Below are 26,243 nucleotides of genomic sequence, written 5' to 3' on the forward strand. Positions count from 1 at the left end.
CCTGTTGGGCCGGAGAGCACCGGGCGTCACACCGTGGACGCCGACCCGATGCGTACCACGCGCGCCCAGTCGGGCGGCGAGTCCGGCACGTAGTCGTCGCCTTCGCTGTCGCCCCGTGGCCGGCCCGTGTGCCGCCGGGGAAACAGACCCACCACGGTCCGGCAGGGTGGCCGGGTGTCCGGCCAGGGCGTCTGGCCGTCGGTCAGGACCACGACGACGTCGGGGCGCGGGGTCGCCCGCAGCGCCCTCGCGAAGCCGGTGCGCAGGTCCGTACCCCCGCCGCCCGTCAGGGGAATCCCCTCGGCGCGGCACAGCGTGTGCACCATGTGGGCCGCCGCGTCGCACGGCAGTACGGTGACGAGGTCGCGTCGGCCGCCCACCGCGCGGGAGATCGCCGCGACCTCCAGGAGGGCGCTGCCCAGTTCGGCGTCGCTGACCGACCCGGAGGTGTCGATGACCACGCAGACCCGGGGTGGCCTGCGCCGCAGGCTCAGCAGGACGACGCCGGGCAGGGCCGCCGAACGGCGCGCCGGCCGGCCGTAGGTGTAGTCCTCGCCCACGCCGCTGCCGGAGGCCGCCGAACGGACCGCCGCTCCCAGCAACTCCCGCCAGGGCAGCGGCGGGTGGAAGGCCTCCTCCGCCCATCGCCGCCACCCCTTCGGGGCATGTCCGGGGCGGCCGTTGATGCCCTGCGCCACCCTGAACCGGACCGCGTCCCGTTCCTGCTCGCTCAGGCCGTGCGCGCCGTCAGGTCCCAGGTCCCATGGCCGTCCCAGTCCGTCGGCGCCGCTGCCGCAGTCCAGCCAGGACAGGCTCAGCGTGTTCGGCCCGAGCCGGAAGCGGCCCAGGTACTCCTCCATGAGGAGGCCTGTCGGAAGTCCCAACGCCTCTGGTTCGACAGCGCCTTCGGGGCGCACCAGGCCGTCGCCGAACACGTCGTCGTTGATCTCGCAGTCCGCGGCGATGTTCATCCGCAGCCGTTCCCCGGGGCCGCTCAGGTCGCGCTCCCGGGCGAAACGGTCGCTGCGCCCGTGGTGGTCGCGCAGCAGGTGCGACACCTCGTGCACCCATACTCCGGCCAGCTCCTCGACCGGGGTCCGGTCCACGAACGCCGGTGAGACGTAGCACCGCCAGTGCCGGTCGACGGCCATCGTCGGCACCTGCCGTGACTCGACGGGGTGCAGGGCGAACAGCGCCGTGGCCAGGTACGGGCGGACCCGGACGGCGTGCAGCCGGGCGGTGAAGAGCTTGTCGAGATCCAGGGTCCCTGGCGCGCCGGTGTTCATCGGCCGCCCCTCGTTCCCGCCCCGGAACCGGAACCGGAACCTGTCCCTGTCCCTGTCCGAGCCGCCGCGCGGCCCGCCGCCCGGTCCGCCCGCCGGGACAGGGACACGACTCCGGCGAGTTTCTCGATCTCCGCCGGCACGTCCCAGTCCTCCTGGCGCAGCGAGGCCAGGGTGGTCGCCGGGACGACCACCAGGTCCGGCGCCCCGGTCTCCAGCGCCCGGACCAGCAGCGCCCATGCCGCGTCCCAGCGGGCCTTCTCCGGGCGCCCCCGGACCGCCGCCACCACGCCGTCCAGCACGGCCTGGCGCAGGTCGCCCCGTTCCGGCAGGGCGGCGCTCGCCGGGTCGGCGAGCAGTGTCTCGGGGTCCGGGAGGTCCATCCGGTCCAGGCTCGCGAGCAGTTCCAGCCCCGGGCCGTCCCCGACGGCGCCCCTCACCAGCAGGGAGAGGACCTCCCGGGAGGACCCGGCGGCGGTCGCGAAGGCGATCAGGCTCAGGGTCATGTCCCAGCTCCGGGGCGACGGCCAGGCGCCGCCCCGGCGCGTCTCGCTGCTCGGCAGTCGGTGCACGAGCCTGGGACGGGCGGCGAGGAGCCCGCACACCGCGCGGCGGGCGAAGTCCACGGCGTCCGGCAGCTTCTCGGGCGCGAGCCGTGGCAGGGCGGCCCGGGGCCAGGTGCCGCCCAGACCGCGTACGACGACCTCGTGGTCGTGGGTCCACTGGAGGTGGACGAAGCGGTTGGCCAGCGGCGGGCTCAGCTCCCAGCCGTCGGCGGCCGAGGACCGGGGGTTGGCGGCGGCCACGATCCTTACGCCGGGCGGCAGTTGGAGGGCGCCGATCCGTCGCTCCAGGACCAGCCGGAGGAGCGCGGCCTGAACGGCCGGCGGCGCGGTGGACAGTTCGTCGAGGAACAGCAGCCCCCGGCCGGCCCGTACGAGTCGTACCGCCCAGTCCGGCGGGGCCATCGGGACGCCGTGTGTCGCGGGGTCGTCGCCGATGACGGGCAGCCCGGAGAAGTCGGACGGCTCGTGGACACTGGCGATCACCGTGGTGAGGGGCAGATCCAGGGCCGCGGCCAGCTGTGTCAGGGCCGCGGTCTTGCCGATCCCCGGCTCACCCCACAGGAGGACGGGCAGGTCGGCGGCCACGGCCAGTGTCAGGGCCTCCAGCTGGGGATCCGGGCGCGGTTCGGTGGTGGTGTCGCGCAGCAGGGTCAACAACTGGGCGGCCACGTCGAGTCGGGGGATCTGGGGCTGGGCCGTGGGGGCCTTCGGTGTGCGGGTCTCGGGGGCGGCGAAGGAGGTACCTGTGGACATGGTCGATCACCTTGGGTTCGTGAGAAGTGGGTGCGGGGGACGGGCGTCCCCCGGGTCAGCGGAGCGTCGCCCGGCGCGGGCGGGACCGGTGGTCGCGGGTACGGCCGCCGTACCGGGCGTAGCCGTCGAGGCCGGGACCGGGGGCGGGGGCCGGTCCGATCAGGCCCGCCCGGTACAGGCCGTGGGTGATGCGCCGCTCGGCGGCACTTTCCAGTTCGTCGCGCAGGGCGCCGCCGCGCAGCACCGCGTCGGGGCCGAGCAGGCCTTCCACGACGGCCAGCGCACCGGCGATGTCTCCGTGGTCCAGGCGTTCGCGTACGCCGGTGAGGCAGTCCGGGTGTCGGTGGGCCTCGTCGATGGCTTGCAGGCAGGGCAGCGGCGTACCGGTCAGCTCGGCCAGGAGTTCTTCCCGGCGGGTCTCGGCCGGGTCGTGGTCCAGCGGGGCCAGCACCCCGTCCACCAGTCCGATCCGGTGCCGGGCGCCCCGGCACTCCACGAGGCGTGGCTCCCCAGCCCGGGCCGGGTTCCGGGGCGGACCGGTCGGCGGACGGTCCGGCAGGAGTGCCGAGGCGACCAGCGGGTGCAGCCGGTCCGCCTCGATCGCGCCGGTACGGACGAGTTCCAGGTCGGGCAGCACCCAGGTCGCCGCGTCGGGCAGGACCGGCAGCGCGGAGATGCCGCCGCCGGTGGCCGCCCGCCTGATCCGCAACGCGGGCGGCCCGCCGCCGTCCGGGGCCGCGCCGAGATCCAGGAGCAGCCACTGCCGGTCCCCGAGCCGCACGGTGACGGTGCCCGCACCGGTTCCGGGGCCGGTGCTGGTCCCGGAACCGGAACAGGAACCGGTGGTGATTCCGGTGCTGGTTCCGGGACCGGTGCAGGTCCCTGTGCCCGTACCGGTGCAGGTGCCCTGGACCGCGTCGGGACCGATGCCCATTCCAGTAGCGACTCCGGGGCCGAGAGCATCACCCGTGCCCCTGCCCCCGCCCGTGCAGGAACCGGAGCCTGGCCCGGATCTCACGCCGACACAGGCACAGGCACAGGCACCGGCACCGGCACCGGCACCGGCACCGGCACCGGTGGACCGTCCGTCGGCGTCGAGCAGCAACCGTGCCTCGGCCGCCCACCGGTCCACGGCACAGCGAAGCCCCTGGGGCACCCACGCCAGGAGATCCGGGACCGGCGGCGCGGAAGGGCTGCCGCCCGGGGGCCGGTCCGCGCCGGACCGTGCCCGCAGCTCGGCGGTTCTGCGCGCGTCCCACAGGTGGCGGTGCAGATCGAGACGGAACCGCCGGTGGGGGTGGGGGTGCGGGTGCGCCGAGCGGCGGGCGCCCGCATCCGTGCGGGATCCGTCCCACAGCGTGAGGCTGATCCGCTGGCCGGCGTCCGCCCAGGCCGGCGGGGTGCGGGCCACGAGGTGCACCGGGTGGGCGCCGGTCCGCCCGGGGTCGTCGTACCGGGCCAGGCCGATCGTCAGTCCCGGGCGCAGCAGCCCGTCGGGGGCGATCCTCGGCAGGTGCCAGCGCAGCAGGTCGGGCACCAAGTGGCGTAGATCGGCGCGGACCCGGGCGGCGAGTTCGCGGCCGTGGGTGCGTGCCACGGACCGTAGGTTCAGATCGACGTCGATGCCTGCGGCGGCACACGCGCCCGCCCAGTCCCCGGCGAGGCGGCGGGCAGTGGCGGTCTCGATCATGGCGGGCGGCACGGCGAACTCCCGTACGCGCGGCCAGAAGGAGAGGTGGGTGTCCCCGTACCCGTTCTCAGTGAGCATCAGCACTCACCTTGCGCGGACGGGACCCCCGATCTGTGAACGGAGTCGGTAGTCATCGTCCGAGACGGTAACGCTCCCCTCCCCCACCCGCCACCTGTTTTCGGTGCGAGCCCAACCGTGATCCGTAGTACGCAAATGCGGCAGATCGTGTCGAATCGATTTCGCTACAAGTTCCGAAATTATTCGTGACGGGTCCGCCACTCGGCCGAAATACCGCACTCATAGCTTTCTCCCCATCAGCCTCACAGGCGACATCGCACCCATGGGGTCCATCGGACCAAAAATGCTGCTTTCCCCTGAAATCCCTGCACAGGAGCCCCGAGTGTCCAACCCCTCCCGACGCGGCGCCCTCAAGCTGACCGCAGGCATAGCCCTCACCGGCGCCTTCGCCCTCACGGGCTGTGGACGCAGCGACGACACCGCCGCCGCGACAGCCACCGCCGCCCCCGTCGACGCCTCCCCGGCCACCGGCACCGTCACCGTCTGGGCCGCCCAGGGCGATGCTGATGTGCTCGACAAGGTCATCAAGCCCTTCAAGGCCGCGAACCCCGACGTCACCGTGAAGGTGACGCTGATCCCGAACGGCGAGTACTACACCAAGCTCCAGTCGGCGATCGCGGCGGGCAAGGGGCCCGATCTCGCCCAGTTCTTCCCCGAGTCGCAGGCGCAGTTCCTCGACCCGTCGATCCTGCGTCCCGTCCCGGACGGCCTCGTCGACAAGGCAGGCTTCTTCGGAGCCTCTGGGCCGCCGGGGTGGCCGGAAACGTCGCCTACACGGTGCCCTGGTACGCCTACACCTACGCGCTCGTCTACCGCGCCGACCTCGCGAAGAAGGCGGGCGTGAAGGCTCCGGCGACATGGGACGAGACGGTGCCGTTCCTCAAGGCGCTCCAGGGCGCGGGAGCCCGGCGCGGCCTCGGGGCCGACATCGGGTGGGACATCTTCAACGGCCAGGACGTCGCGATGTACGCCTGGCAGGCCGGCGGTTCCCTGCTCTCGTCCGGCGGGAAGTGGACCCTCGACACTCCGGCGATGGTCGACGCGCTCCAGTACAACGCGTCGTTCTTCACCTCCGGCACGGCCGACACCGCGGGGCCCACCTTCCTCGACGCGCAGCCGTACTTCGTGTCCGGGAAGACCGCCATGATGATCACGGGGCCGTGGGTGATCGGACAGCTGGACACCGCCGCGAAGAAGGACGGCTGGACTGCCGCCCATGTCGCCACCGCACCGCTGCCCGCCGGGGCCTCGGGGAGCAACTCCTTCTCTGCCGGAGGCAGTTGGGGCGTACTCGCGGGGGCCGGGAACGCGGACGCCTCGTGGAAGCTCGTCCGGTACCTCGCGAAGCCGAGCACCCAGGTCGCCCAGTACAGGGCGTACAGCTCGCTGCCGGCCGTCATCTCCGCCTGGGACGACCCCGCCATCGCGGACCAGCCGCTCCTGGACGCCTTCCTCACCCAGTTGAAGAACACCCGGGCGTTCCCCCAGGTGAACACCTGGCAGCAGGTCGCGACCAGGCTGGGCAAGGAGATGGAGGCCGTGGCCAAGGGCACGGAGACCGCGGCGAAGGCCGCGGCGAACGTCCAGGCGTACGCCGACAGCCTCGGCACGGGCGCGAAGTGAGCCGCCGATGACCACCACCGTCGACCCGGGGGCGCCGCACCGGATGCGCCGCCTCCGGAGTTCCCGGAGTTCTCGGGGCGCCCGGAGTGCTCGGGGCACCCGCCGGACGGCCGTCGCCTGGGTGTTCCTCGCCCCGTTCGCCGTCGTGTTCCTGCTCTACACGGCGATCCCCACCGTCGCAGCGCTCGGCTTCAGCCTCACCGATCTCCGGGGCGCGGACCTGCGACACCCGTTCGCCGTCGACTTCACCGGCCTGGAGAACTACCTCCGGCTGTTCCAGGACCAGAGCTTCCTGCGGGACATCCTGAACACCGGGCTCTTCGTGGTCGTCGGGGTACCGCTGACCATGGGGCTGGGATTCGCGCTGGCCGTCGCGCTGAACTCCGGCATCCGGCGGCTGCGCGGGGTGTTCCGTACGGTCTTCTTCGCGCCGGTCGTCACCAACGTGGTGGCGGTCGCGCTGATCTGGCAGTACGCCTTCAACTCCGACGGCACCGTCAACAAGGTGCTCGGCGCCGTCGGCCTCGCCGGACCGAACTGGCTGGACGACCCGAACCTGGCCATGCCCGTCGTCATCCTGCTCGGCGTGTGGCGCAACTTCGGCACCGCGATGGTGCTGTTCCTGGCGGGCCTGCAGGCGATCCCGGAGGACATGTACGAGGCCGCCGCCCTCGACGGGGCGGGCCGCTGGCGGCAGTTGAGGCACATCACCCTGCCCCTGCTGCTGCCGACCACCCTCATGGTGTCGGTGCTGCTGACCGTCTTCTACCTCCAGGTGTTCGACGAGCCGTATCTGCTCACCGACGGCGGCCCGTTGGGATCCACCGAGTCGATGGCGCTGTACACCTACCACCAGTTCGGCTCGGGCGAGTTCGGGGTCTCCTCGGCCGCGTCCTTCGTGATGCTGCTGCTCGTGGCCCTGGTGAGCGCCGTCCAGTTCCGACTGCTGAGGTCCCGCTCATGACCGTCCTGGCCACGCCCGCCACCACCCGGCCCACCGCCGACCCGGCCACCGACCGGGCCACCGCGCCCCGCCGCTCCCTCTCCCGGCCGCTGCTCTACGGCGCTCTGGTGCTGTGCGCCCTGCTGACCCTGCTCCCGTTCGTGTGGGTGGTCGGCGGTTCGCTGCGCAGCCTCGCCGAGATCCGCTCCGACCCCGGTGCCTGGGTCCCGCACCACGTCACCCTCGACAACTTCACCCGGCTGTTCCGGACCGCCGGTTTCGGGCGGTTCCTCGTCAACAGCGTGGTGGTCGCGGCCCTCGTGGTCGCCGGCAACATCGTGGCCGCGTCGGCGGCCGGGTACGCGCTGGCCAAGCTCGACTTCGCGGGCCGGCGGGTCGCGTTCGGCGCGGTCATGGCGGCGATGATGGTCCCGTTCAGCACGGTGTTCGTCACCCAGTTCGTACTCACCGTGGACATGGGACTCGCCGACACCCTGACCGGTATCGCCCTGCCGGGTGTTGCGCTGCCGCTGTCGGTGTTCATCATGCGGCAGTACGCGATGTCCATCCCCGACGAGTTGCTGGAGGCGGCACGCATCGACGGCGCGGGCGAGTTCCGGATCTTCTTCCGGATCTTCCTGCCGCTGGCCGGACCAGCCGTCGCGACGATCACGATCATGTCGTTCCTCTCGTCGTGGAACAACTTCATCTGGCCGCTCATCGTCGCCCAGAGCATGGACACCTACACGCTCCCGGTCGGCCTCGCCGCGACCAGCCAGGCAGCCGCCCACGTCACCGACTACGGGCTGCTGCTCGCCGGCGCGATCGTCGTCATGCTGCCGGTGCTGGTGCTCTTCCTGTTCCTCCAGCGCTACTTCGTTCAGGGCATCTCCGGATCGGGAATGCGGTGACCCCCATGGACCGCACCGCCGGCACCACCGGCATCCCGGTCACCGTCCACGCCCCCGCCGGCCCGGTCGTCGGCCGCCGCACCGGCTCCGTGCGGCGCTTCCTGGGCATCCCGTACGCCCAACCACCCACCGGTGCACGGCGGTTCGCGGTGCCGGTCCGGCGCGGCCGGTTCCCGGAGCCGTTCGACGCGTCCCGGCACGGGCCCACCTCGCAACGCGTGCCGCTGTTCGCCACGACCACGGTGCCCGAGCCGTCGGTGCCTGGCGACGACATCCTGAACCTGTCCGTCGTCGCTCCCGCACCGGCCGCCGGGCCCGCGACACCCTGCCCGGTCCTGGTGTGGGTCCACGGCGGCGGCTTCCTCGGGGGCAGCCCGGCGAGTCCGTGGTACGACGGCCGTTCCTTCGCCCGGGCCGGAGTCGTCTGCGTCACCGTCGGCTACCGGCTCGGCGTCGACGGATTCGCCCCGCTGGACGGCGTACCGACGAACCTCGGGCTGCGCGACCTGCTGCTCGCGCTGGACTGGGTCCAGGAGAACATCGCCGCGTTCGGCGGTGATCCGGGCCGGGTCACCCTCGCCGGCCAGTCGGCCGGGGGCGCGGCGGTGCTCGCGCTGCTCTCGTCGCCTGCTGCCGACGGCCTTTTCCGGCGTGCGGTCAGCCTGTCCGGCGTCCTTGTCGAAGGGGAGCGGGAACCGGCCCGGCGGTTCGTCCAACGGCTCGGTGAGCGGGTCGGGGTGCCGCTCTCGCGGGCCGGATTCGGCAGCCGCACAGTGGAGCGGCTCCAGCGGGCCGTCATCGGCCTGCGGGACGAACTCGACGACGGCACAATCCCGTTGGGCCCGGTCATCGGCGACGACATCCTGCCCGTGCCGATTGCCGAAGGACTCGCCGGGCACGGGCACGACGTACCTCTGCTGCTCGGGGCGACGGGCGACGAGTTCGACTGCGGTGCCGCGCCGGAGAACCCGCACCCGAGCCCGTACGGCCCGGCCGAACTCGCCGCCGCCCGCGCGGCGGGCACCCGGGTGACGGACACCCTGTTCCGGGCCGCCTGCCCGCGCGTGGCGGCCTCGCGCCGTGACGCCGGTGCGGGGACCTGGCTGTACTCCTTCGAGTGGCCCTCCCCCGTGCTCGGCGGGGCCGGGCACTGTGTGGACATCCCGTTCTTCTTCGGCCTGCTGGACGCGCCGGGCAGCGCGCGGGCGCTCGGCCCGTGCCCGCCCGCGGAGTTGGCCGCCGCGATGCACGCCGATCTGGTCGGCTTCGTCCACGGCCGGGAGCCGGAGTGGGCGCGGGCGACCGGTGGGGCCGGTGATCCGGCGCGCGAGTACGGTCGGCCGGACGCACCCCTCGTCGCCGACACCACGGGCGTGTTCGACCCCGTCGTACGCACCGCACCCTCCGCACGGGCCGGGTCCGGGGTGGTGGAAGGGTGCTGATGTCCGGGGCGAACGGAATGAACGGCCTGAACCAGAGCGCCGTCCGGCGCGTCAACACCTCTGTGATCCTGCGGGCGTTGGCGGTGTCGGCCGAACCGATGACGTTGACGGCGCTCGCCGAACGGGCCGGTCTCTCGCGCCGCACCATCGAACTCATCCTGGACTCGCTCGTCGAGGCGGGCTGGGTGACGGAGCTGGAGCGCGTGCCGACCAGCGGGGGTGCGGGCCGTCCCGCCCGGCGGTACGAACTGCGGGCCGAACACGCCCTGTTGGCGGCTGCGCAGATCACCACCTCGGGTGCCTCGGCGGTCGTCGCCGATGTGCGCGGACGCATCCTCGGCCGGGCCCACGGGCCGCTGCGCGCCTACCTGGATCCGCAGGTCACGCTCGACGACGTCGCCGCGCTGGTGCTGGAGGCGCTCGACGACGCGGGCGGGTCCGCGGACCGTCTGCGCGCCGGTGCGGTCGCGGGCCTCGGTGCCATCGACGACGACGGAGTCGTACGCCGGCTCGTCCACACGACGCGCTGGGAAGGCGTGAACCTGCCCGAAGAGCTCGGGCGACGCATCCGGGTGCCGTGGTTCGCGGACAACGACTCCAACCTCGGTGCGCTCGCGGAGCGTTGGCGCGGTGTGGCCAGCGACCACGACAACGTCGTGTGGGCGGTGCTCGGGAACCGGACCGGTCTCGGCATTCTCATCCGGGGTGACGTGCACCGGGGTCTCGACGGCGCCGCGGGGGAGATCATCGAGGTGGCCTCGATCCCGGTCGGCTCGGTCGAGAACCGCCCGGTGGCCTGGCTCACCTCACCGGAGCCCGCCCAACGCGCGGTCGCACTCGGCCGGTTCGAGGCGGCCCGTGAGGGGGACGCCACCGCGCTCGCCGAGGTCGACGAGCTCGTGGAGAACATCGCGTCGATCCTCACGACCCTGTCGTGGACGGTCGCGCCGTCCCTCATCGTGCTCGGCGGCGGTCTGGAGGACGCGGCCGACGTGCTGCTGCCCCGGGTTCGCGCCGCACTGCGCCGCGCCCGCACCCCGGCCGTCGAACTGCGTGCCACGATCCTGGGCCGCGACGCGCCTCTCGTCGGCGCCGTCAAGCTGGCTCTGGACCGTGTGGACACCGAGCTGTTCGGCCCCCTCGTCCCCAGCGCGTGACCCCGCGCGCCTCCCCCTCCCGGCACCGACAGCGGTACAAGACATGGAGTTTCACTGTGACCGACACCCCCCACACCGATGTCCTCGTCGTCGGCAGCGGCATCATGGGAGCCGTCGTGGCCCGGCTGCTGCGGGACACCGACCCGACGCTGCGCATCACGATGGTCGACGGCGGCGAGGCGATCGGCACGGCCCCCGGTGTGCACCTGCACGACGTCGACGACCCCGTCCTGTGGGAGCGCTACAACGACCGGGTCACCACCGGCATCCAGGGCATGTACACGGGTGCCGAGGTGGTGCGGGAGGTCGCCGGCGGCCTCGGCGAGCTGATGCCCGGCATGTTCCACGCGCTGGCGTTCGGCGAGGACGCCGAGGCGATGCCCGCGACGGCGCTCGCGTGGAACGCGGGCGGCATGGGGGTGCACTGGACCGCCGCGACGCCGTGGCCCGGCGGTGACGAGGTGTTCGACTTCGGCGACCCGGCCGGCTGGGCGGCCGATCTGGCCACCGCCCACCGGATACTCGCGGTCGAACCCGCCCCGATCGGCCCCACGGAGGTCGGCGAACTGGTCCTCGACGTACTGCGCCGACGCTACGAGGGCACCGGACCGTACGACCGGCGCCCGCAGCCCATGCCCATGGCGGTCGGCGTGCCGGCCTCGGGCCCGCTCCCGCGCACCGCCCCGGGGACGATCCTCCCCGTGCTCGCGACGGGCGGCGACCCCGCGTTCACCCTGGTCACCGGCACCCTCGTGACCTCGCTCATCGTGTCGTCGGACGGCCGGGTCGGCGGCGCCCGGCTGCGGCGTGTCGCCGACGGCACCGAGTCCGAACTGCGCGCCGACAGCGTGGTGGTGTGCGCCGACGCGCTGCGCACCCCCCAGTTGCTGTTCGCCTCGGGCATCCGCCCGGACGCCCTGGGCCGGTATCTCAACGAGCACGCCTTCGTCACCGCCCGGGTGCTGCTCGACCTCGACCGGTTCGGCATCGGCCTCGACGCCCTGCCGCTCCCCCGCGTCGGCGAGTTCTGCACGGACTCGCTCTGGCTGCCCCAGAACGGGCCGGCCCAGCCGTTCCACGGCCAGATCATGGACAGGACGTACGTGGACGACGAAGGCCGCCCTCTCGCACACTCCGTGGGCCTCGCGCTGTACACGCCCGTGGAGTCTCGGCCCGAGAACCGGCTCGTGTTCTCGGAGTCGGCCACCGACCTCGCCGGACTGCCCCGGATCGGCGTCGAGTTCGCCTACTCCGACGCCGACCGGGCACTCATCGGGCGTGCGCTGTCCGAAGTCCGGTCGATCGCGGCGGAGTTCGGCCCGTTCGATCCGGAGACCGAGTCGGCGCTGCTCCCGCCGGGCTCGTCACTGCACCTGACCGGGACGGTCCGCTCCGGCGCCGCCGACGACGGCACCAGTGTGTGCGGCCCGGACGGCAGGGTGTGGGGTTTCGACAACCTGTACCTCGCCGGCAACGGCGTGATACCCACCTCGATGGCCGCCAACGTCACGCTCACGGGCGCGGTGACGGCCGTACGGGCGGCCCGAGCCGTCACCGCGCACCGCGCCGCGCTCGCCGCACACTGAACCTCCGCCGAACGTTTTGGCCTGCAAGGGAGTTGGAACATGATCGAGATCGCGAAGGAATACCGGGTGGCCCTGCCGGCCTGGATCGACGACGAGTTGGCCGACGTGCCGTCCGTCGTCCCGGACCGCGACGACCGGATGCGCCTCGTGCACCGTCTCGCGGACCGCAACTGGCGTGAGGGCAACGGCGGTCCGTTCGCGGCGCTCGTCGCCGAGCAGGACACCGGCCGGATCGTCTCGGTCGGGGTGAACGTCGTCCTCGCCTCCGGTGTCTCCAGCGCGCATGCCGAGGTCGTCGCGCTCGGGCTGGCCCAGACGGCCGTCGGCGGCTGGGACCTGGGCGCCGAGGGGCTGGCGGCGCACGAGCTGGTCGTCAACTGGCGTCCGTGCGTGCAGTGTTACGGAGCGACCATGTGGTCCGGGGTGCGTGGTCTGGTGGTCGCGGGCGAGGGACCGGAGCTGGAGGAGATCACCACGTTCGACGAGGGCCCGCTCGGCGCGGACTGGGCCGAGCAGTTCGAGTCGCGCGGTATCAAGGTCGTACAGGACGTGCTGCGGGAGGAGGCGCTCGCCGTGTTCCGGAACTACCGGGCCGCGGTGGACGCCGACAACGTCGTCGTCTACAACGCCCGCGGGGGTGGGGAGTGACTCCGCCGCCCGGCACCGCCGCCGAACCGCGCTTCGCCACCGATGTCATCACCTTCTACCACCCGGCCTTCTGGGGCCTCGAATCCGCTGACGCGGTAAGAGAGTTGGCCTTCGTCGATGCCGGGGCTTTCTGGGGACGGACACTGGACGCGCTGGCCGAGGCCGGTGTCACCGGTGTCGAGCTGACCTTCGCGCCCGGGGACATCGAGTCGGCCCTGCGCGCCTTCGGCAGCGCGTCCTCGTTCCGGCGCGCGCTGGAGGCCCGGGGGCTGAGCGTCGTGAGCGCCTTCGTCGCCGGGAGCGACGCCCCGGACTGGCGACAGGGCGACAACCTGTCCACGATCGTCGCCGACGCCGAGCGACGCGCGGCCTTCCTCGCCGATGCCGGAGCGGACCTCCTGGTCACCGGGCTGCCCATGCGGACGACGTTCGGGACGCGTCCGCCCTTCTTCGTCGACGCCGCGTACATGTCCCGGATGGCCGACATCGCCCACGCGGTCGGTGACGCGGTCGCCGCACACGGCGTACGGCTCGCCTTCCACACGGAGTCCAACAGCACGCTCTGGTACGAGCGGGACATCGACCTGTTCATGGCGCTGACCGACCCCCGCTATGTGTGGCTGTGCCCGGACTCGTGCCACATCGCGCTCGGCGGCGGGGACCCGGTGGCCGTCGCGCGACGCCACGCACAGCGGATCGCGCTGGCGCACTGGAAGGACGCGGTCGGGCCGATCGACGTCGAACTCACCATTGACGACACGGTGTTCGCCCAGCAGCAGCCCTACATGACCGAACTGGGCACGGGCATCGTGGACTGGCGGGGCTGGGCCGACGCGATGTCCCGCACACCCGGCGCCGGCACGGTACTCATCGAGCTGGACGAGGCCCCGGACCCCGTGGCGGCACTCCGGGCGGGGGTGGCTGTCGCGCGGAGTGCCCGGGGGTGATCGGCCGCCCCGTCATCCCTCGAACCGGTAGCCCGTCCCCGGCTCGGTGATCAGGTGGCGCGGGTGTGCGGGGTCCGACTCCAGTTTGCGGCGGAGCCGGGCCATGTGGACGCGCAGGTGGTTGGACCTGCTGGGCCGGGCGGCGCCCCACACCTCCTGGAGCAGGCGACTGCGGCTGACGAGACGCCCCGGGTTGGTCACCAGGATCTCCAGCAGATGCCATTCGGTGGGGGTGAGGCTGATGTCCCGGCCCGCCCGGGTGGCCCTCCTGGCGCGCAGGTCGATGACGAAGTCGTCGGTCGTGACGACCGTCGTGCCGGGTGCGAGCGGGCCCTCCTCCGTGCGGCGGACGGCGGCGCGCAGCCTGGCCAGGAGTTCGTCCATGCCGAACGGCTTGGTGAGGTAGTCGTCGGCGCCCGCGTCCAGCGCCGCCGCCTTCTCGTCGGACGACCGGCGCGCGGACAGGACGAGGATCGGTACGCGGCTCCAGCCGCGCAGCGCCCTGATGACATCGACGCCGTCCATGTCGGGCAGCCCCAGGTCCAGCAGCACGACGTCCGGCCGGCGGGCCGCCGCCAGCCGGAGGGCCGTGGTGCCGTCGGGCGCCGCGTCCACTCCGTACTGGCGTGCGCGCATGTTGATCACGAGTGCTCGTACGAGCTGGGGGTCGTCTTCCACGACCAGCACCCGGGTCATCACCGAATCACTGACCCCTGATCAGTTCCCTGAGCGCGATGTTGAGCTCCAGGACGTTGACCCGGGGCTCACCGATGAACCCGAGGGTGCGGCCCTCCGTGTGGTCGTCGACCAGCTTCCGTACCCGGGCGACGGACAGGCCGTCGCGCTCGGCGATCCGGTGGACCTGGAGGTCGGCGTAGGCCGGGGAGATGTCCGGGTCCAGGCCGGAGCCGGAGGACGTGACCGCGTCGGCGGGTACGTCGGACGGGCTGACCCGGTAGTCGGCGGTCGAGTTGTCCTTGACGACCTTGGCCTTGGCCTCTTCGACCCACTTGATCAGGTCGGGGTTGTCGGCCGAGCGGTTCGTCGCGCCGGACAGGATCAGCTTGTACTGCGTGTTGACCGAGTTCACACCCAGGCCGCCTGCCGGGCGGGACTGGAAGTAGTCCAGGTCGTAGCCCTGTTGACCGATCAGCGAGGAACCCACCACCTTCCCGTCGGACTTGACCTCCGAGCCGTTCGCCCTGCCCGGGAAGACCGCCTGGGCAACACCTGTGACGGCCAGCGGGTAGATCACACCTGTGAGCACGGTCAACACCAGCAGGGCGCGCAGTCCCGCTCCCAGCAACCGGGCCGTGTTCGTAACCGAGTTGTTCATGGGATCAGCCGATTCCGGGGATGAGGGAGATCAGCAGGTCGATGATCTTGATGCCGATGAAGGGGGCGATCAGGCCGCCGATGCCGTAGATCCCGAGGTTGCGGCGGAGCATCCGGTCCGCGCTCATCGGCTTGTACCGCACACCCCGCAGCGCGAGCGGCACCAGCGCGATGATGATCAGCGCGTTGAAGACCACCGCGGAGAGGATCGCGGAGTCGGGCGAGGACAGGTGCATGATGTTGAGCCTGTCCAGGCCCGGGTAGACGGCCGCGAACAGCGCCGGGATGATCGCGAAGTACTTCGCGACGTCGTTGGCGATGGAGAACGTCGTCAACGCACCCCGGGTGATGAGGAGTTGCTTGCCGATCTCGACGATCTCGATCAGCTTCGTCGGGTTCGAGTCGAGGTCGACCATGTTGCCGGCCTCCTTCGCCGCCGACGTACCCGTGTTCATGGCCACGCCGACGTCCGCCTGGGCGAGCGCGGGCGCGTCGTTCGTCCCGTCACCCGTCATCGCGACCAGCTTGCCGCCCGCCTGCTCGCGCTTGATGAGGGCCATCTTGTCCTCGGGGGTGGCCTCGGCGAGGAAGTCGTCGACGCCCGCCTCCTCGGCGATGGCCTTGGCGGTCAGCGGGTTGTCGCCCGTGATCATGACGGTCTTGATGCCCATGCGGCGCAGCTCGTCGAACCGCTCCCGCATGCCCTCCTTGACGACGTCCTTGAGGTGGATGACGCCCAGCACCCGTGCTCCGGCGGTGTCCTCGACGGCCACGAGCAGCGGCGTGCCGCCCGCCTCGGAGATCCGGTCGGTGAGCGCGCCGGCGTCCTCGGACACCGCACCCCCCTGCTCCTTCACCCAGGCCACGACCGAACCGGCCGCGCCCTTGCGGATCCTCCGTCCCTCGACGTCCACGCCCGACATCCGGGTCTGGGCGGTGAAGGCGATCCACTCGGCACCGGCCAGCTCACCCTGGTGGCGTTCGCGCAGCCCGTACCTCTCCTTCGCCAGCACGACGATGGACCGCCCCTCGGGCGTCTCGTCGGCCAGCGAGGACAGCTGGGCGGCGTCCGCGACCTCGGCCTCCGTCGTCCCCGCCACCGGCACGAACTGCGACGCCTGCCGGTTGCCGAGCGTGATGGTGCCCGTCTTGTCCAGCAGCAGGGTGGAGACGTCACCGGCGGCCTCGACCGCCCGGCCCGACATGGCCAGCACGTTGCGCTGCACCAGCCGGTCCATGCCCGCGATGCCGATCGCGGAGAGCAGCGCGCCGATGGTGGTCGGGATGAGGCAGACCAGCAGCGCCACCAGCACGACCATCGTCAGATGGGTGCCCGCGTAGTCCGCGAGCGGCGGCAGAGTGGCCACCGCGAGCAGGAAGACGATGGTCAGCGAGGCGAGCAGGATGTTCAGCGCGATCTCGTTCGGCGTCTTCTGCCGGGCCGCGCCCTCGACCAGGCTGATCATGCGGTCGATGAAGGTCTCACCGGGCTTCGTCGTGATCTTGACGACGATCCGGTCGGACAGCACCTTCGTCCCGCCGGTCACGGCCGAGCGGTCGCCGCCCGACTCCCGGATGACCGGCGCCGACTCCCCGGTGATGGCCGACTCGTCGACGGACGCCACACCCTCGACGACGTCGCCGTCCCCGGGGATGATGTCACCGGCCTCGCAGACGACACGGTCACCGATGCGCAGCTCGGTGCCGGGCACCTGCTCCTCGCCGTCCTTGACGAGCCGCCGCGCGATCGTGTCGGTCTTGGCCTTGCGCAGCGTGTCCGCCTGGGCCTTGCCGCGTCCCTCGGCGACCGCCTCCGCCAGGTTGGCGAAGATCACGGTCAGCCAGAGCCAGGCGCTGATGGTCCAGCCGAACCAGTCCCCCGGGTCCTTGAAGGAGAACACCGTCGTCAGCACGGACCCGACGAGGACCACGAACATCACGGGCGACTTGACCATCACCCGCGGGTCGAGCTTGCGGCAGGCGTCCGGCAGCGACTTGAGCAACTGCCCGGGGTCGAAGACACCCGCGCCGACCTTGCCTTCGTCCTTGTGGCCGGTCGGCACATCGCTGTGCGGCGCCCGGGTCGGGGTGGCTGTGGACATCGTGTCCTCGTGCTTCTCTGTGCGGGTGGTCATGACGCCAGCCCCTCGGCCAGCGGCCCCAGCGCCAGCGCCGGGAAGTAGGTCAGACCGGTGATGATGAGGATCGCGCCCACCAGCAGACCCGTGAACAGGGGTTTCTCGGTCCGCAGGGTGCCCGCGGTGACCGGCACCGGCTGCTGCTCGGCCAGCGATCCGGCCAGCGCGAGGACGAACACCATCGGCAGGAAGCGGCCCAGGAGCATGGCCAGCCCCAGTGTGGTGTTGAACCACTGGGTGTCCGCGTTCAGCCCGGCGAAGGCCGAGCCGTTGTTGTTCGACGCGGAGGTGTAGGCGTACAGGATCTCGGAGAAGCCGTGCGCCCCGCTGTTGGTCATCGAGTTGCCGGGCGTCGGCAACGCCATCGCCGCCGCCGTGAAGACGAGCACCAGGGCCGGGGTGATCAGGATGTAGCAGGCCGCGAACTTGATCTCACGGGTGCCGATCTTCTTGCCGAGGTACTCGGGCGTACGGCCGACCATGAGCCCGGCGATGAACACCGCGATGACCGCCATGACCAGCATGCCGTAGAGGCCGGAGCCGGTGCCGCCGGGCGCGATCTCGCCCAGCATCATGCCGAGCATGGTGATGCCGCCGCCGAGCCCGGTGAACGAGGAGTGGAAGGAGTCCACCGCCCCCGTGGACGTCAGCGTCGTCGACACCGCGAAGATGGACGAGGCACCGACCCCGAACCGGGTCTCCTTGCCCTCCATCGCGCCCCCGGCGATCTGCAGCGCCGGCCCGTGGTGGGCGAACTCGCTCCACATCATCAGGGCGACGAAGCCGACCCAGATGGTGGCCATGGTCGCGAGGATCGCGTAACCCTGCCGGACCGAGCCGACCATGACCCCGAAGGTGCGGGTCAGCGAGAACGGGATCACCAGCAGCAGGAAGATCTCCAGCAGGTTGGTGAACGGCGTCGGGTTCTCGAAGGGATGCGCGGAGTTGGCGTTGAAGTAGCCGCCGCCGTTGGTGCCGATCTCCTTGATGGCCTCCTGCGAGGCGACCGCGCCCCCGTTCCACTGCTGCGAGCCGCCCATGAACTGGCCGACCTCGTGAATGCCGGAGAAGTTCTGGATCACGCCGCACGCGACCAGCACGACCGCGACGACGAGGGAGAACGGCAGCAGGATGCGTACGACACCACGCACCAGGTCCGACCAGAAGTTGCCCAGCTCACCGGTACGCGAACGGGCGAACCCGCGCACGAGGGCCACCGCGACGGCGATGCCGACGGCCGCGGAGACGAAGTTCTGCACGGCCAGACCGGCGGTCTGCACGACGTGGCCCATGGCCTGCTCGCCGTAGTAGGACTGCCAGTTGGTGTTGGTCACGAAGGACACGGCGGTGTTGAACGCCTGGTCCGGGTCGATCGAGGAGAAGCCCAGCGAGCCGGGCAGGACGCCCTGGAGCCGCTGGAGCAGGTAGAGGAACAGGACGCTCACGGCCGAGAACGCGAGGACTCCGCGCAGGTAGGCGGGCCAGCGCATCTCCGTGTCCGGGTCGGCGCCGATGCCCTTGTAGATCCACTTCTCGACACGCCAGTGCCGGTCGGAGGAGTAGACCCTGGCCATGTAGTTGCCGAGCGGGATGTAGGCGAGTGCCAGTGCCCCTATGAGGGCGAGCAACTGGAGCACGCCGGCGAGTACGGGACCCATGACGTGACTCAGAACCTCTCCGGGAAGATCAGGGCGAGGACGAGATAGCCCAGCAGGGCGACGGCCACGACGAGGCCGACGACGTTCTCGGCGGTCACAGCTTCGTCACCCCCTTGGCGGCGAGAGCCACCAGCGCGAACACCGCGATCGTGGTGACGACGAAGGCCAGATCGGCCATCGCGAGCTCCTAGCTAGACGTGGGGAGTGGATCGGTTCGGACAGTCAGAGCAAAGCGCCTCCGTGACCGGATCCGGCCCCCGTTGACGGCTCCCATACGGCCGCCCAGCCGCTCTTGACGGAACCCATACGCACCCGCGAGATCACCGCCGGGACGTCCGCCGCACCCCCGATGGCCCCACCTTGCCGGTCCGATAATCGTCCAGTTCCTCCGAACGGGCCGATTTGATCTTCTTCACCGATCCCATACATAGCGTGATGGGGGTGTTCGCTCCACGAGACGAGGACACAGTGTTCAGAGCAGAACCCGGCACCGGCGCCTCGCGCCGGCGCCTGCACGACGCTCCACCGGGACGGCGGAGACGGCTGGCCGGTCTGACCGGTCTGAGTCTCGCGCTGGTCGCGACCGGTTCACCGGCTCTCGCGGCCACCGGGCTCGGCCCGCTCGCCGTGAACACACGGGCCGCCGCCACCGGCGACGGCACCGTGACCGTGCGGGTCGTCACCGAGGTGGACGCGGACGGCGCGTACGACAGCGTCCTGGAGCCGGGCCTCGCCGGCGTCAAGGTCACCCTGACGGACGACGCCGGCCAGGTCCGGACCGTGACGACCGGCACCGACGGCACCGCCGTCTTCGCGGCCACGACCCAGCTCACCGGCGGCAAGTACCGCGTCCAGGTCACCAACCCCGACCCCGGCACCCTCTCCCCCGCCGTCGCGGGCCTGGGCTCGGGCGCCGACGTCATGCGCAGCAACGTCGGCTTCGTCGACGTCTCCGGCGGTACGGACGTCACGTACACCACCGGTTTCTGGGAGCCCGGCGTCTACTGCCAGGAGAACCCGGACCTGGTCACCTGCAACCTCACCAAGGGCGACGCCCCCGGCACCTACAAGGGCCTGGTGTCCTTCGCCGGGAACTTCACGAACACCGCCCCCGGCGGGACCGTCACGCAGCTGACCGACAACACGAAGCAGCAGGCCGTGTTCGGCATCGGCGTGGACCGCACCGGCAACAAGTACATGGGCACGCTGGTCAAGCGGCACACGGCCTACGGCCCGGCGGGCAACACCAACACGATCTACCGCCAGTTCGGCGCCGGCACCACCGTCGACACCTTCGTCACGCTGCCCGGCACACTCACCGCGCACGAGACCACCGACAACTGGCTGCACGACAACGCCGTCTACAGCAAGGTCGGCCGCGAGGGCATCGGAGACGTCGACGTCTCCGGCGACGGCAGGACGCTGTACGCGGTCAACCTGAACGACTCCAAGCTGTACAGCGTGGCCCTCCTCGGCTCCGGCGAGACCGTCAGGCCCGGCACGCAGACGCCGTACGACATCCCGAGGCCGCAGGCCTGTACCGGCCAGTGGCACCCGTACGGCATCGGCGTGCGCGGCAAGCGCGTACTGGTCGGCGGGGTGTGCGGCGCCGAGGGGACCGTCACCTCGGACTTCCCGTGGGGCGACCCGACGCAACTGAGCGCCCACGTCTACGAGTTCAAGGACGGCGCGTTCAGCGAGATCTTCACGCACGCGCTGAACTACCCGCGCGGCTGCGCCTACCGGTTCACCGGTCTGCCGGCCAACGCCTACCGCTGCACCAAGCCGTCCACGGTCGGCCAGGTGATGAGCGCCGAGTGGGAGGCCTGGAACGAGCGGGTCCCGGGCACGGACACGCACTCCTTCATCTCCGCCCCGCAGCCCATCCTGTCCAACATCGAGATCGCCGACAACGGCGACCTGGTGCTGGGCTACCGCGACCGCTTCGGCGACATGACGGGCACCGCCACGTTCGCCTACAACGCGACACAGGGTCCGCTGGTCACCGGCATCGCCGCCGGTGACGTACTGCGCGCCTGCAAGTCCGGGACGACGTACACGCTGGAAAGCGCCGGCGCCTGTGGCGGGCTGACCAGCGCGCCGCCCCTCCCCACCAACGGCGAGGGTCCGGGCGGCGGCGAGTTCTACGACGACTCCACGACCCTCTCCGACGCGGTCCACGAGCAGATCGGTGAAGGCGGCACGGTGCTCCAGCCGTACCGCAACAAGGTGTGGAGCACGGTCTTCGACCCGTACTCCCCCTTCCAGCAGGGCGTCCGCCGCTGGACCGCCGACAACGGGGCGGTCGAGGGCAACCTGCTCGTCCAGCCGACCATGGCGAACACGCTCGAACTGCAGCAGAACCTCTTCGGCAAGGCCAACGGCCTCGCCGACCTGGAACTCGTCTGCGACCAGGCGCCCGTCCAGATCGGCAACCGGGTCTGGTACGACTCGAACGGCGACGGCGTCCAGGACCCGTCCGAGCCACCCGTCCCGGGCGTCGTCGTCAAGCTGACGTCGACGGACGGCCGTGAGCTGACCGCCACGACCGACGCCAACGGCGAGTACTACCTGGGCACGAAGGACGGCCTGACGCCGAACACGGAGTACGCGACCGCCTTCGACTACACCGGCGTCAACCCGTCGAAGCTGCCCGGCTCCCCGACCCTCGCCCAGCTGAAGTGGACCCAGCAGGGTGCCGGTTCCGACCGCGCGCTCGACTCGAACGTCGACCCGGCCGGCCGGACCACGGTGACCGTGGGCGACCCCGGACAGGTCAACCACACGATCGACGCGGGTCTGGTCGGTCCGGTCGACAAGCTGGGCGACTTCGTCTGGTACGACACCGACGGCAACGGCATCCAGGACCGGGGCGAGCCACCGGCGCCGGACGTCACCGTCAACCTGTACAACGGCAACGGCGACCTGCTGAACACCGCCAAGACCGACGCCAACGGCAAGTACCTCTTCGACAAGCTGGCCGACGGCAGGTACAAGGTCTGCTTCGTGAAGCCGGCCGGCTATGCCTGGACCAGGCGCAACGCGGGCGCGGACGGTGACGACTCGGTCGTCGACGCGGCCACCGGATGCTCCCCGGTCGTCACCCTCGGCCCGGGCAACCGCCAGGACCTCACCCTCGACGCGGGTCTCGTCGAGCTCAACAGGCTGGGCGACCTCGTCTGGTACGACACCGACGGCAACGGCGTCCAGGACCCGGGTGAGCCCGGTGCGAAGGATGTTCCGGTCGAGCTGATCGACCCCGCCACCGGTGACGTGATCAGGACGACCAGGACGGACACGGCCGGGAAGTACCTGTTCACGGACCTGCCCGACGGGCGCTACAAGGTCTGCTTCCGCGGTCCGCGCGGCTACCTGTGGACCCGGCAGAACGCGGGCGCGGTCGGTGACGACTCGGTCGTCGACCCGACCGGCGGCTGCTCCCCGGTGGTCACCCTCGGGCCGGGCAACCGTCAGGACCTCACCCTCGACGCGGGCCTGGTCAAGGAGCTGGCGCTGACGGTCGTCAAGACCGACAAGAAGACCGGCAAGCCGCTGCGCGGCGCGGTCTTCCAGCTGTGGCTCGACAGCAACGGCAGGACCGGACTCCAGCGGACCGGCGCCGACAGGGACCGGATGGTCGGCGACTGTGTCACCGGCCGGACGGGCAAGTGCTCCTTCGACGGCAACCGGATCGCCACGTACTACCTCGTGGAGAAGGACGTACCCGAGGGGTACGTCCTGCCGGACAACCCGGTGTTCGGCCCCTACCGGCTGACCCTGGCGAACGCCACGGGCACCGAGGGGCTGATCGTGAAGATCGCCAACAAGCGGGGTGAGCCCTGCAAGGGCAAGAAGTGCTGACACCCTGCCCAGTGGGGTGACGGCCGCGCACCCGGAAGGGTGACGCGGGGCGGGCCGCGTACCGGTGTCGACCGGTACGCGGCCCGCCCGCATGTAGAGACGTCCCATGCGACGCATCAGGAGCGGCACGGCCGCGAAGGCACCGAGAACGCCAGGAGCGCGAAGGGTACGGCGGGCCCGGTGGGCGGCGGGGGTCCTCACCGCGGCGGCCTGCGCCGGTCTCCTCCTCCTCACCGGTGGCGGCGATTCCAGACCCCGCCCCCTCTCCGCCGACGAGGCCCAGCGACTGGCCCTGGCCCGCTTCCGCACGTACCGGATCAGCCCCTCGGAGATCACCGTCCGCACCGCGTCGGGCGACGGCACGGCCGTGGTACGCGCCGTCGTCGACCACCGCCGCCACCGCGCCGTCGGGTGGTACGAGGTGACGGGCGCCGGACGTCCCGACGACGGCCTGCTCGCCTGGGACCGGAGCGGGCTGGCGGTCGCCGACGCATCCCCCACGGGTGCCGCCGAGGATGCGCTGCGCGCTGCGGGGCGGCTGAAGGACACCGCGTGGAAGCGCCGCGCGTTCGGCGCCGCCCCGCTCGACACGGCCCTGCGGCTGGCCCTGTCGCTGGGCGCCGACCGGCCCGACAACGCGCAACTGCTCGCGCGGTCGGGGCCGTTGCGGTTGCGCGACGAGCGCGTGGACGGTCGGCGCTACGACGTCTTCTCGGGGCCTCGGCCCCGTCCGAACGCGTCCGCGTCCCCGGCCGGTACTCGGGGGGACCGGTCTCCCCTGTCGTACTGGATCGACGACAAGGGGGGAATGCGGCGCGTCCGGGTGGATCTCGGCGAGGGTCGGACGGTCACACTGGATCTGGGTGGAGTTCGAGTGCGGGGGGTTGTTCTCCCAGGTGCGCCCTGGGGGGAGCGATGAGTGTCGTGTGGCGGCTGCGGGTGCGCTGTGGCTTGTCGCGCCCACGCGGCGGAGCCGCCCAGCGATACAGCCCCGCGCCCCTTAGTCCGCACCCGGCAACGAGAACTCCTGCGGGTTCACCTTGCCCGGCAGGCCCACCGCCGCTCGCGCCGGAGCCGTGGCGGCTGCGGGCATCTGCCGTTGGCCGGGCGGCGCCGGGACGTCCTGGAACGAGACACCCGGCGGTGCCTGGACGGGGGACGCGTGCCCCAGCGGATCCCGCACCAGCCCCGTGTCCGGCCGGGTCGGTGCGGCCCCCCGCGTGCCCTTCCCGCAACGCGTCTCGCGCGGGAGTGGCGCCGGGCTCGTGAGTGACTCGCCGTTGCCGGTGAAGCAGTTGCCGGCCGGGGTGCCGGTGGCCAGGACCAGGTCGGTGCCGTTGCCGGTGACCCGGTTGGCGCGCACGGTGTTGGCCCGCGCCGGATAGCCCTGTACGTCGCTGAGCAGCACCCCGGCCGCCCTGTTGCCGCTGATCAGGTTGCGCTCGATGACGTTGGCGCGTCCGCCGCCCGCCCCGATCCCGATGCCGAAGCCGCCGTCGGCCTGCTCGGGACCGGCGTCGTCGTTGTTGTCGGTGAGCGCGTTGCCCGCGACGATCGCGCCGTGCTGCGGGCCGAGCGCCTCCAGGTCGTTGGAGTTGAGGGTCAGGCCGACCCGGTTGCGGTCGGCCCGGTTGCCCAGCAGGTAGAGCCGTTCGGAGGCGTTGGTGACCTCCAGGCCCACCGCGTTGTGCTCGACGGTGTTGTGCCGGACGACCGTGTCGCAGGGGCGGCACTGGCCGACGTAGATCCCGGAGTCGGCGTGTCCGGAGGCGTAGGAGTGCTCGATGATCCCGCTGCGGGCGTCGAAGGCGTAGATGCCGTACAGCGCGTTGTTGTACGCGGTGACGTAGGAGGCCCGGAAGCCCTTCAGCGGGGGGAACCTCACGGTGTCCAGCGGGTCGTAGGCCGAGCCGCCGGCGCGGCCCGCCCGCAGGGCGGACTCGTCGGTCACGCCGGTGAACAGGAGGCCGTTGGCGAGGTGGTTGCGGACGGTCAGGTTCTCCACGACGGAGCCCGCGCCGGTCACGGTGATGCCGTTGGCGCGCTCGAACTCCCCGTCGACGACAACCCGGGAGCGGTCGAGGCCACGCAGCACGACCCGCGCCTTGGTGACGGTCACGCTCTCCCGGTAGACGCCGGGCGACACCAGGACGAGACCGCCCTCGCCGACCCGGTCGACCGCCTCCTGAAGGGAGTCGGTGTCCTGCGGCACCCGGACGACCGGGGCCGGCGCGGCCCCGGCGGACCCCCGGGGCGAGGAACCCGTACAGGCGGTGGCGCCGGTGAGGAGGCAGACGGCGACGAGCAGGCCCCGGAAGGCGGTTCGGCGGGAGGCGGTTCGGCGGGACACGGATCGTCCGATGCGCGGAAAGATAATTTTTGGCACGATCGCAGATGTATCGTCCCTTTCACTCCTATGACAGCACATGCCGCTTTTCCCACGCCCGACGGCGCGTCGGCCCCCGCACGCCGGGACGTCCTGACCCGCGCCGCAGTCCTCGGCACCCTCGCCGCGACCACCTCCGCGTGTGCCGACGGCGCACGCTCCCGTCCCGCCGCCGCGGGCCCCCCGGCGTTCCGCTTCCGGGGCCCGCGCCAGGCAGGCGTGACGACCCCCCAGCAGTCCGCCGCGCTCGTCATGGCGTACGACCTCGCCCCGGCGGTACGGGGAGCGGGCGGCGTACGTGCCCTGCGGGAGGTGTTCGGGCGGTGGACGCGGGCACTGGCGGAGGTCCTGGACGGCGAGCTTCCGCCCCCGGGTCCCGCACAGGCGAAGGAGCTCAAGGAGGCCGGGGGCGCCGGGAGGTCCCGGCTCACCGCGACCGTGGCGATCGGTCCCCGGCTCCCCCGGCTGCTGTGCGTCGCCGCGCCGCCCGCGCTGCGTGAGCTGCCGCCGTTCCCCGACGACCGGCTCGACCCCGTGTACGGCGGCGGCGATCTGCTGGTCAAGCTCTGCGCCGACGACCCGCGCGTCACGTCGGCCGCCGCGAGCGCGCTGACCCGGCTGGCGGGCGACATACTGCGCCCGCGCCGACGGCAGACCGGGTTCCTGCCGTCGGCCCCGGCCGGGGAGACACCGCGCAACCTGCTCGGCTTCAAGGACGGCACGGAGAACCCGACGCCCGAGGAGTGCGAGCGCTGGGTGTGGTCGGACGACGCGACGTTCCTCGTCGTACGGCGGGTGCACATCGACGTGGCCGGGTTCGCGCGGCTCGGCACGAAGCAGCAGGAGCGGATCATCGGGCGGCACCGGGCGAGCGGGGCGCCGCTGGGGCGGCGGCACGAGCACGACGACGTGGACATCTTCGCGAAGACGCCGCAGGGCCGGTACGTGATCCCGCTGGGGGCGCACGTGCGGGCGGCCAGTCCCCGGCTGGACGCGGGCGCGCGGATGTTGCGCCGGGGCTACAGCTACGACGACGGGCCGGACGACCGGGGCCTGCTGTTCCTCGCCTTCATGCGGGATCCCGCGCTGTTCTCGCGCGTCCAGCACCGGATGACGGCGACGGACGAGCTGAGCCGCTTCACCGAGCACCGGGGTTCGGCGGTGGCGTACGTCCTTCCGGGTGCCCTTCCGGGCGAGGACCTGGGGGCACGTCTGCTGGCGTGAGCGCGTCCGCGGAC

At 71.9% G+C, this 26,243-nt stretch carries 21 protein-coding genes; 12 read left to right on the forward strand and 9 right to left on the reverse strand.

Translation table 11 applies throughout. The features are described 5' to 3' along the window. Positions 1 to 26 precede the first annotated feature (26 nt). The 3 genes from OG595_RS07690 to OG595_RS07700 are packed head-to-tail and all read right to left on the reverse strand — an operon-like array spanning position 27 to position 4,370. Positions 27 to 1,286 carry a vWA domain-containing protein gene (locus tag OG595_RS07690; protein ID WP_329269294.1) on the reverse strand — a complete coding sequence of 420 codons (1,260 nt, stop codon included), beginning with the start codon at positions 1,284 to 1,286 and terminating at the stop codon, positions 27 to 29. Continuing rightward, on the reverse strand, positions 1,283 to 2,602 hold the full coding sequence (locus OG595_RS07695; protein WP_329269295.1) for a MoxR family ATPase: 1,320 nt from the start codon (positions 2,600 to 2,602) through the stop codon (positions 1,283 to 1,285). Before OG595_RS07695 ends, OG595_RS07690 begins: the two co-directional genes overlap by 4 nt. A 55-nt stretch (positions 2,603 to 2,657) precedes the next feature. Then, the gene (locus OG595_RS07700; RefSeq protein ID WP_329269297.1) at positions 2,658 to 4,370 is read right to left on the reverse strand and encodes a hypothetical protein; all 1,713 of its coding nucleotides are present in this window, start codon (positions 4,368 to 4,370) and stop codon (positions 2,658 to 2,660) included. A 322-nt stretch (positions 4,371 to 4,692) separates the two neighbouring features. On the opposite strand from OG595_RS07700, the gene OG595_RS07705 reads away from it, so the two are divergent. Genes OG595_RS07705 through OG595_RS07745 form a run of 9 tightly spaced genes read left to right on the forward strand, consistent with a single transcriptional unit; the run spans position 4,693 to position 13,627 of the window. Beyond that, a complete protein-coding gene (locus tag OG595_RS07705; RefSeq protein WP_329269300.1) occupies positions 4,693 to 5,214 on the forward strand; it encodes an ABC transporter substrate-binding protein in 522 nt (173 codons plus the stop codon). After that, complete coding sequence (locus OG595_RS07710; RefSeq protein WP_329269303.1) at positions 5,124 to 5,993, forward strand: extracellular solute-binding protein; 870 nt, start codon at positions 5,124 to 5,126, stop codon at positions 5,991 to 5,993. The genes OG595_RS07705 and OG595_RS07710 overlap by 91 nt, the downstream gene beginning before the upstream one ends. A 7-nt stretch (positions 5,994 to 6,000) precedes the next feature. Then, positions 6,001 to 6,957, forward strand: coding sequence for a carbohydrate ABC transporter permease (locus OG595_RS07715; protein WP_329269306.1), 957 nt, complete (start codon positions 6,001 to 6,003; stop codon positions 6,955 to 6,957). Further along, the gene (locus tag OG595_RS07720; protein WP_329269309.1) at positions 6,954 to 7,847 is read left to right on the forward strand and encodes a carbohydrate ABC transporter permease; all 894 of its coding nucleotides are present in this window, start codon (positions 6,954 to 6,956) and stop codon (positions 7,845 to 7,847) included. Before OG595_RS07715 ends, OG595_RS07720 begins: the two co-directional genes overlap by 4 nt. A 5-nt stretch (positions 7,848 to 7,852) precedes the next feature. Beyond that, positions 7,853 to 9,289: a carboxylesterase family protein gene (locus OG595_RS07725; protein WP_329269311.1), complete on the forward strand. Its 1,437-nt coding sequence runs from the start codon at positions 7,853 to 7,855 to the stop codon at positions 9,287 to 9,289. After that, positions 9,289 to 10,446: an ROK family transcriptional regulator gene (locus tag OG595_RS07730; protein ID WP_329269314.1), complete on the forward strand. Its 1,158-nt coding sequence runs from the start codon at positions 9,289 to 9,291 to the stop codon at positions 10,444 to 10,446. Before OG595_RS07725 ends, OG595_RS07730 begins: the two co-directional genes overlap by 1 nt. A 56-nt stretch (positions 10,447 to 10,502) precedes the next feature. Beyond that, the gene (locus OG595_RS07735; RefSeq protein ID WP_329269316.1) at positions 10,503 to 12,032 is read left to right on the forward strand and encodes a GMC oxidoreductase; all 1,530 of its coding nucleotides are present in this window, start codon (positions 10,503 to 10,505) and stop codon (positions 12,030 to 12,032) included. Between the two features lie 39 nt (positions 12,033 to 12,071). Continuing rightward, a complete protein-coding gene (locus OG595_RS07740) occupies positions 12,072 to 12,680 on the forward strand; it encodes a nucleoside deaminase (protein WP_329269318.1) in 609 nt (202 codons plus the stop codon). Next, positions 12,677 to 13,627: a sugar phosphate isomerase/epimerase family protein gene (locus OG595_RS07745; RefSeq protein ID WP_329269321.1), complete on the forward strand. Its 951-nt coding sequence runs from the start codon at positions 12,677 to 12,679 to the stop codon at positions 13,625 to 13,627. Before OG595_RS07740 ends, OG595_RS07745 begins: the two co-directional genes overlap by 4 nt. A 12-nt stretch (positions 13,628 to 13,639) precedes the next feature. Here OG595_RS07745 and OG595_RS07750 read toward each other — a convergent pair whose 3' ends face one another. From OG595_RS07750 to kdpF, 5 genes are read right to left on the reverse strand one after another with little or no spacing between them, the layout of a single operon-like run. Then, a complete protein-coding gene (locus tag OG595_RS07750) occupies positions 13,640 to 14,323 on the reverse strand; it encodes a response regulator transcription factor (protein WP_329269323.1) in 684 nt (227 codons plus the stop codon). 7 nt (positions 14,324 to 14,330) lie between these two features. Beyond that, a complete protein-coding gene (locus OG595_RS07755; RefSeq protein WP_329269325.1) occupies positions 14,331 to 14,963 on the reverse strand; it encodes a potassium-transporting ATPase subunit C in 633 nt (210 codons plus the stop codon). A gap of 4 nt (positions 14,964 to 14,967) precedes the next feature. Further along, positions 14,968 to 17,097: a potassium-transporting ATPase subunit KdpB gene (gene kdpB, locus OG595_RS07760; RefSeq protein WP_329267022.1), complete on the reverse strand. Its 2,130-nt coding sequence runs from the start codon at positions 17,095 to 17,097 to the stop codon at positions 14,968 to 14,970. Continuing rightward, complete coding sequence (gene kdpA / locus OG595_RS07765) at positions 17,094 to 18,758, reverse strand: potassium-transporting ATPase subunit KdpA (RefSeq protein ID WP_329269327.1); 1,665 nt, start codon at positions 18,756 to 18,758, stop codon at positions 17,094 to 17,096. Before kdpA ends, kdpB begins: the two co-directional genes overlap by 4 nt. A gap of 8 nt (positions 18,759 to 18,766) precedes the next feature. Beyond that, complete coding sequence (kdpF, locus tag OG595_RS07770) at positions 18,767 to 18,856, reverse strand: K(+)-transporting ATPase subunit F (RefSeq protein WP_009326374.1); 90 nt, start codon at positions 18,854 to 18,856, stop codon at positions 18,767 to 18,769. 343 nt (positions 18,857 to 19,199) lie between these two features. Between kdpF and OG595_RS07775 the strand changes: the two genes are divergently transcribed. Together OG595_RS07775 and OG595_RS07780 are read left to right on the forward strand one after the other, a co-directional pair. Continuing rightward, the gene (locus tag OG595_RS07775) at positions 19,200 to 22,619 is read left to right on the forward strand and encodes an SdrD B-like domain-containing protein (RefSeq protein ID WP_329269330.1); all 3,420 of its coding nucleotides are present in this window, start codon (positions 19,200 to 19,202) and stop codon (positions 22,617 to 22,619) included. Between the two features lie 106 nt (positions 22,620 to 22,725). After that, a complete protein-coding gene (locus OG595_RS07780; protein WP_329269332.1) occupies positions 22,726 to 23,538 on the forward strand; it encodes a hypothetical protein in 813 nt (270 codons plus the stop codon). Positions 23,539 to 23,619: 81 nt separating this feature from the next. Here OG595_RS07780 and OG595_RS07785 read toward each other — a convergent pair whose 3' ends face one another. Continuing rightward, the gene (locus OG595_RS07785; protein WP_329269334.1) at positions 23,620 to 24,969 is read right to left on the reverse strand and encodes a right-handed parallel beta-helix repeat-containing protein; all 1,350 of its coding nucleotides are present in this window, start codon (positions 24,967 to 24,969) and stop codon (positions 23,620 to 23,622) included. Between the two features lie 66 nt (positions 24,970 to 25,035). On the opposite strand from OG595_RS07785, the gene OG595_RS07790 reads away from it, so the two are divergent. Continuing rightward, a complete protein-coding gene (locus tag OG595_RS07790; protein WP_329269336.1) occupies positions 25,036 to 26,229 on the forward strand; it encodes a Dyp-type peroxidase in 1,194 nt (397 codons plus the stop codon). Positions 26,230 to 26,243 lie beyond the last annotated feature (14 nt).

Source organism: Streptomyces sp. NBC_01451 (assembly GCF_036227485.1).
In the GTDB taxonomy this organism is placed as follows: domain Bacteria; phylum Actinomycetota; class Actinomycetes; order Streptomycetales; family Streptomycetaceae; genus Streptomyces.

Coding starts and splice junctions, on each gene's coding strand:
- OG595_RS07690 (WP_329269294.1), bottom strand. CDS start 1,286: ATGAACACCGGCGCGCCAGGGACCCTGGATCTCGACAAGCTCTTCACC.
- OG595_RS07695 (WP_329269295.1), bottom strand. CDS start 2,602: ATGTCCACAGGTACCTCCTTCGCCGCCCCCGAGACCCGCACACCGAAG.
- OG595_RS07700 (WP_329269297.1), bottom strand. CDS start 4,370: ATGCTCACTGAGAACGGGTACGGGGACACCCACCTCTCCTTCTGGCCG.
- OG595_RS07715 (WP_329269306.1), top strand. CDS start 6,001: ATGACCACCACCGTCGACCCGGGGGCGCCGCACCGGATGCGCCGCCTC.
- OG595_RS07720 (WP_329269309.1), top strand. CDS start 6,954: ATGACCGTCCTGGCCACGCCCGCCACCACCCGGCCCACCGCCGACCCG.
- OG595_RS07725 (WP_329269311.1), top strand. CDS start 7,853: ATGGACCGCACCGCCGGCACCACCGGCATCCCGGTCACCGTCCACGCC.
- OG595_RS07730 (WP_329269314.1), top strand. CDS start 9,289: ATGTCCGGGGCGAACGGAATGAACGGCCTGAACCAGAGCGCCGTCCGG.
- OG595_RS07740 (WP_329269318.1), top strand. CDS start 12,072: ATGATCGAGATCGCGAAGGAATACCGGGTGGCCCTGCCGGCCTGGATC.
- OG595_RS07750 (WP_329269323.1), bottom strand. CDS start 14,323: ATGACCCGGGTGCTGGTCGTGGAAGACGACCCCCAGCTCGTACGAGCA.
- OG595_RS07755 (WP_329269325.1), bottom strand. CDS start 14,963: ATGAACAACTCGGTTACGAACACGGCCCGGTTGCTGGGAGCGGGACTG.
- kdpB (WP_329267022.1), bottom strand. CDS start 17,097: ATGACCACCCGCACAGAGAAGCACGAGGACACGATGTCCACAGCCACC.
- kdpA (WP_329269327.1), bottom strand. CDS start 18,758: ATGGGTCCCGTACTCGCCGGCGTGCTCCAGTTGCTCGCCCTCATAGGG.
- OG595_RS07780 (WP_329269332.1), top strand. CDS start 22,726: ATGCGACGCATCAGGAGCGGCACGGCCGCGAAGGCACCGAGAACGCCA.
- OG595_RS07790 (WP_329269336.1), top strand. CDS start 25,036: ATGACAGCACATGCCGCTTTTCCCACGCCCGACGGCGCGTCGGCCCCC.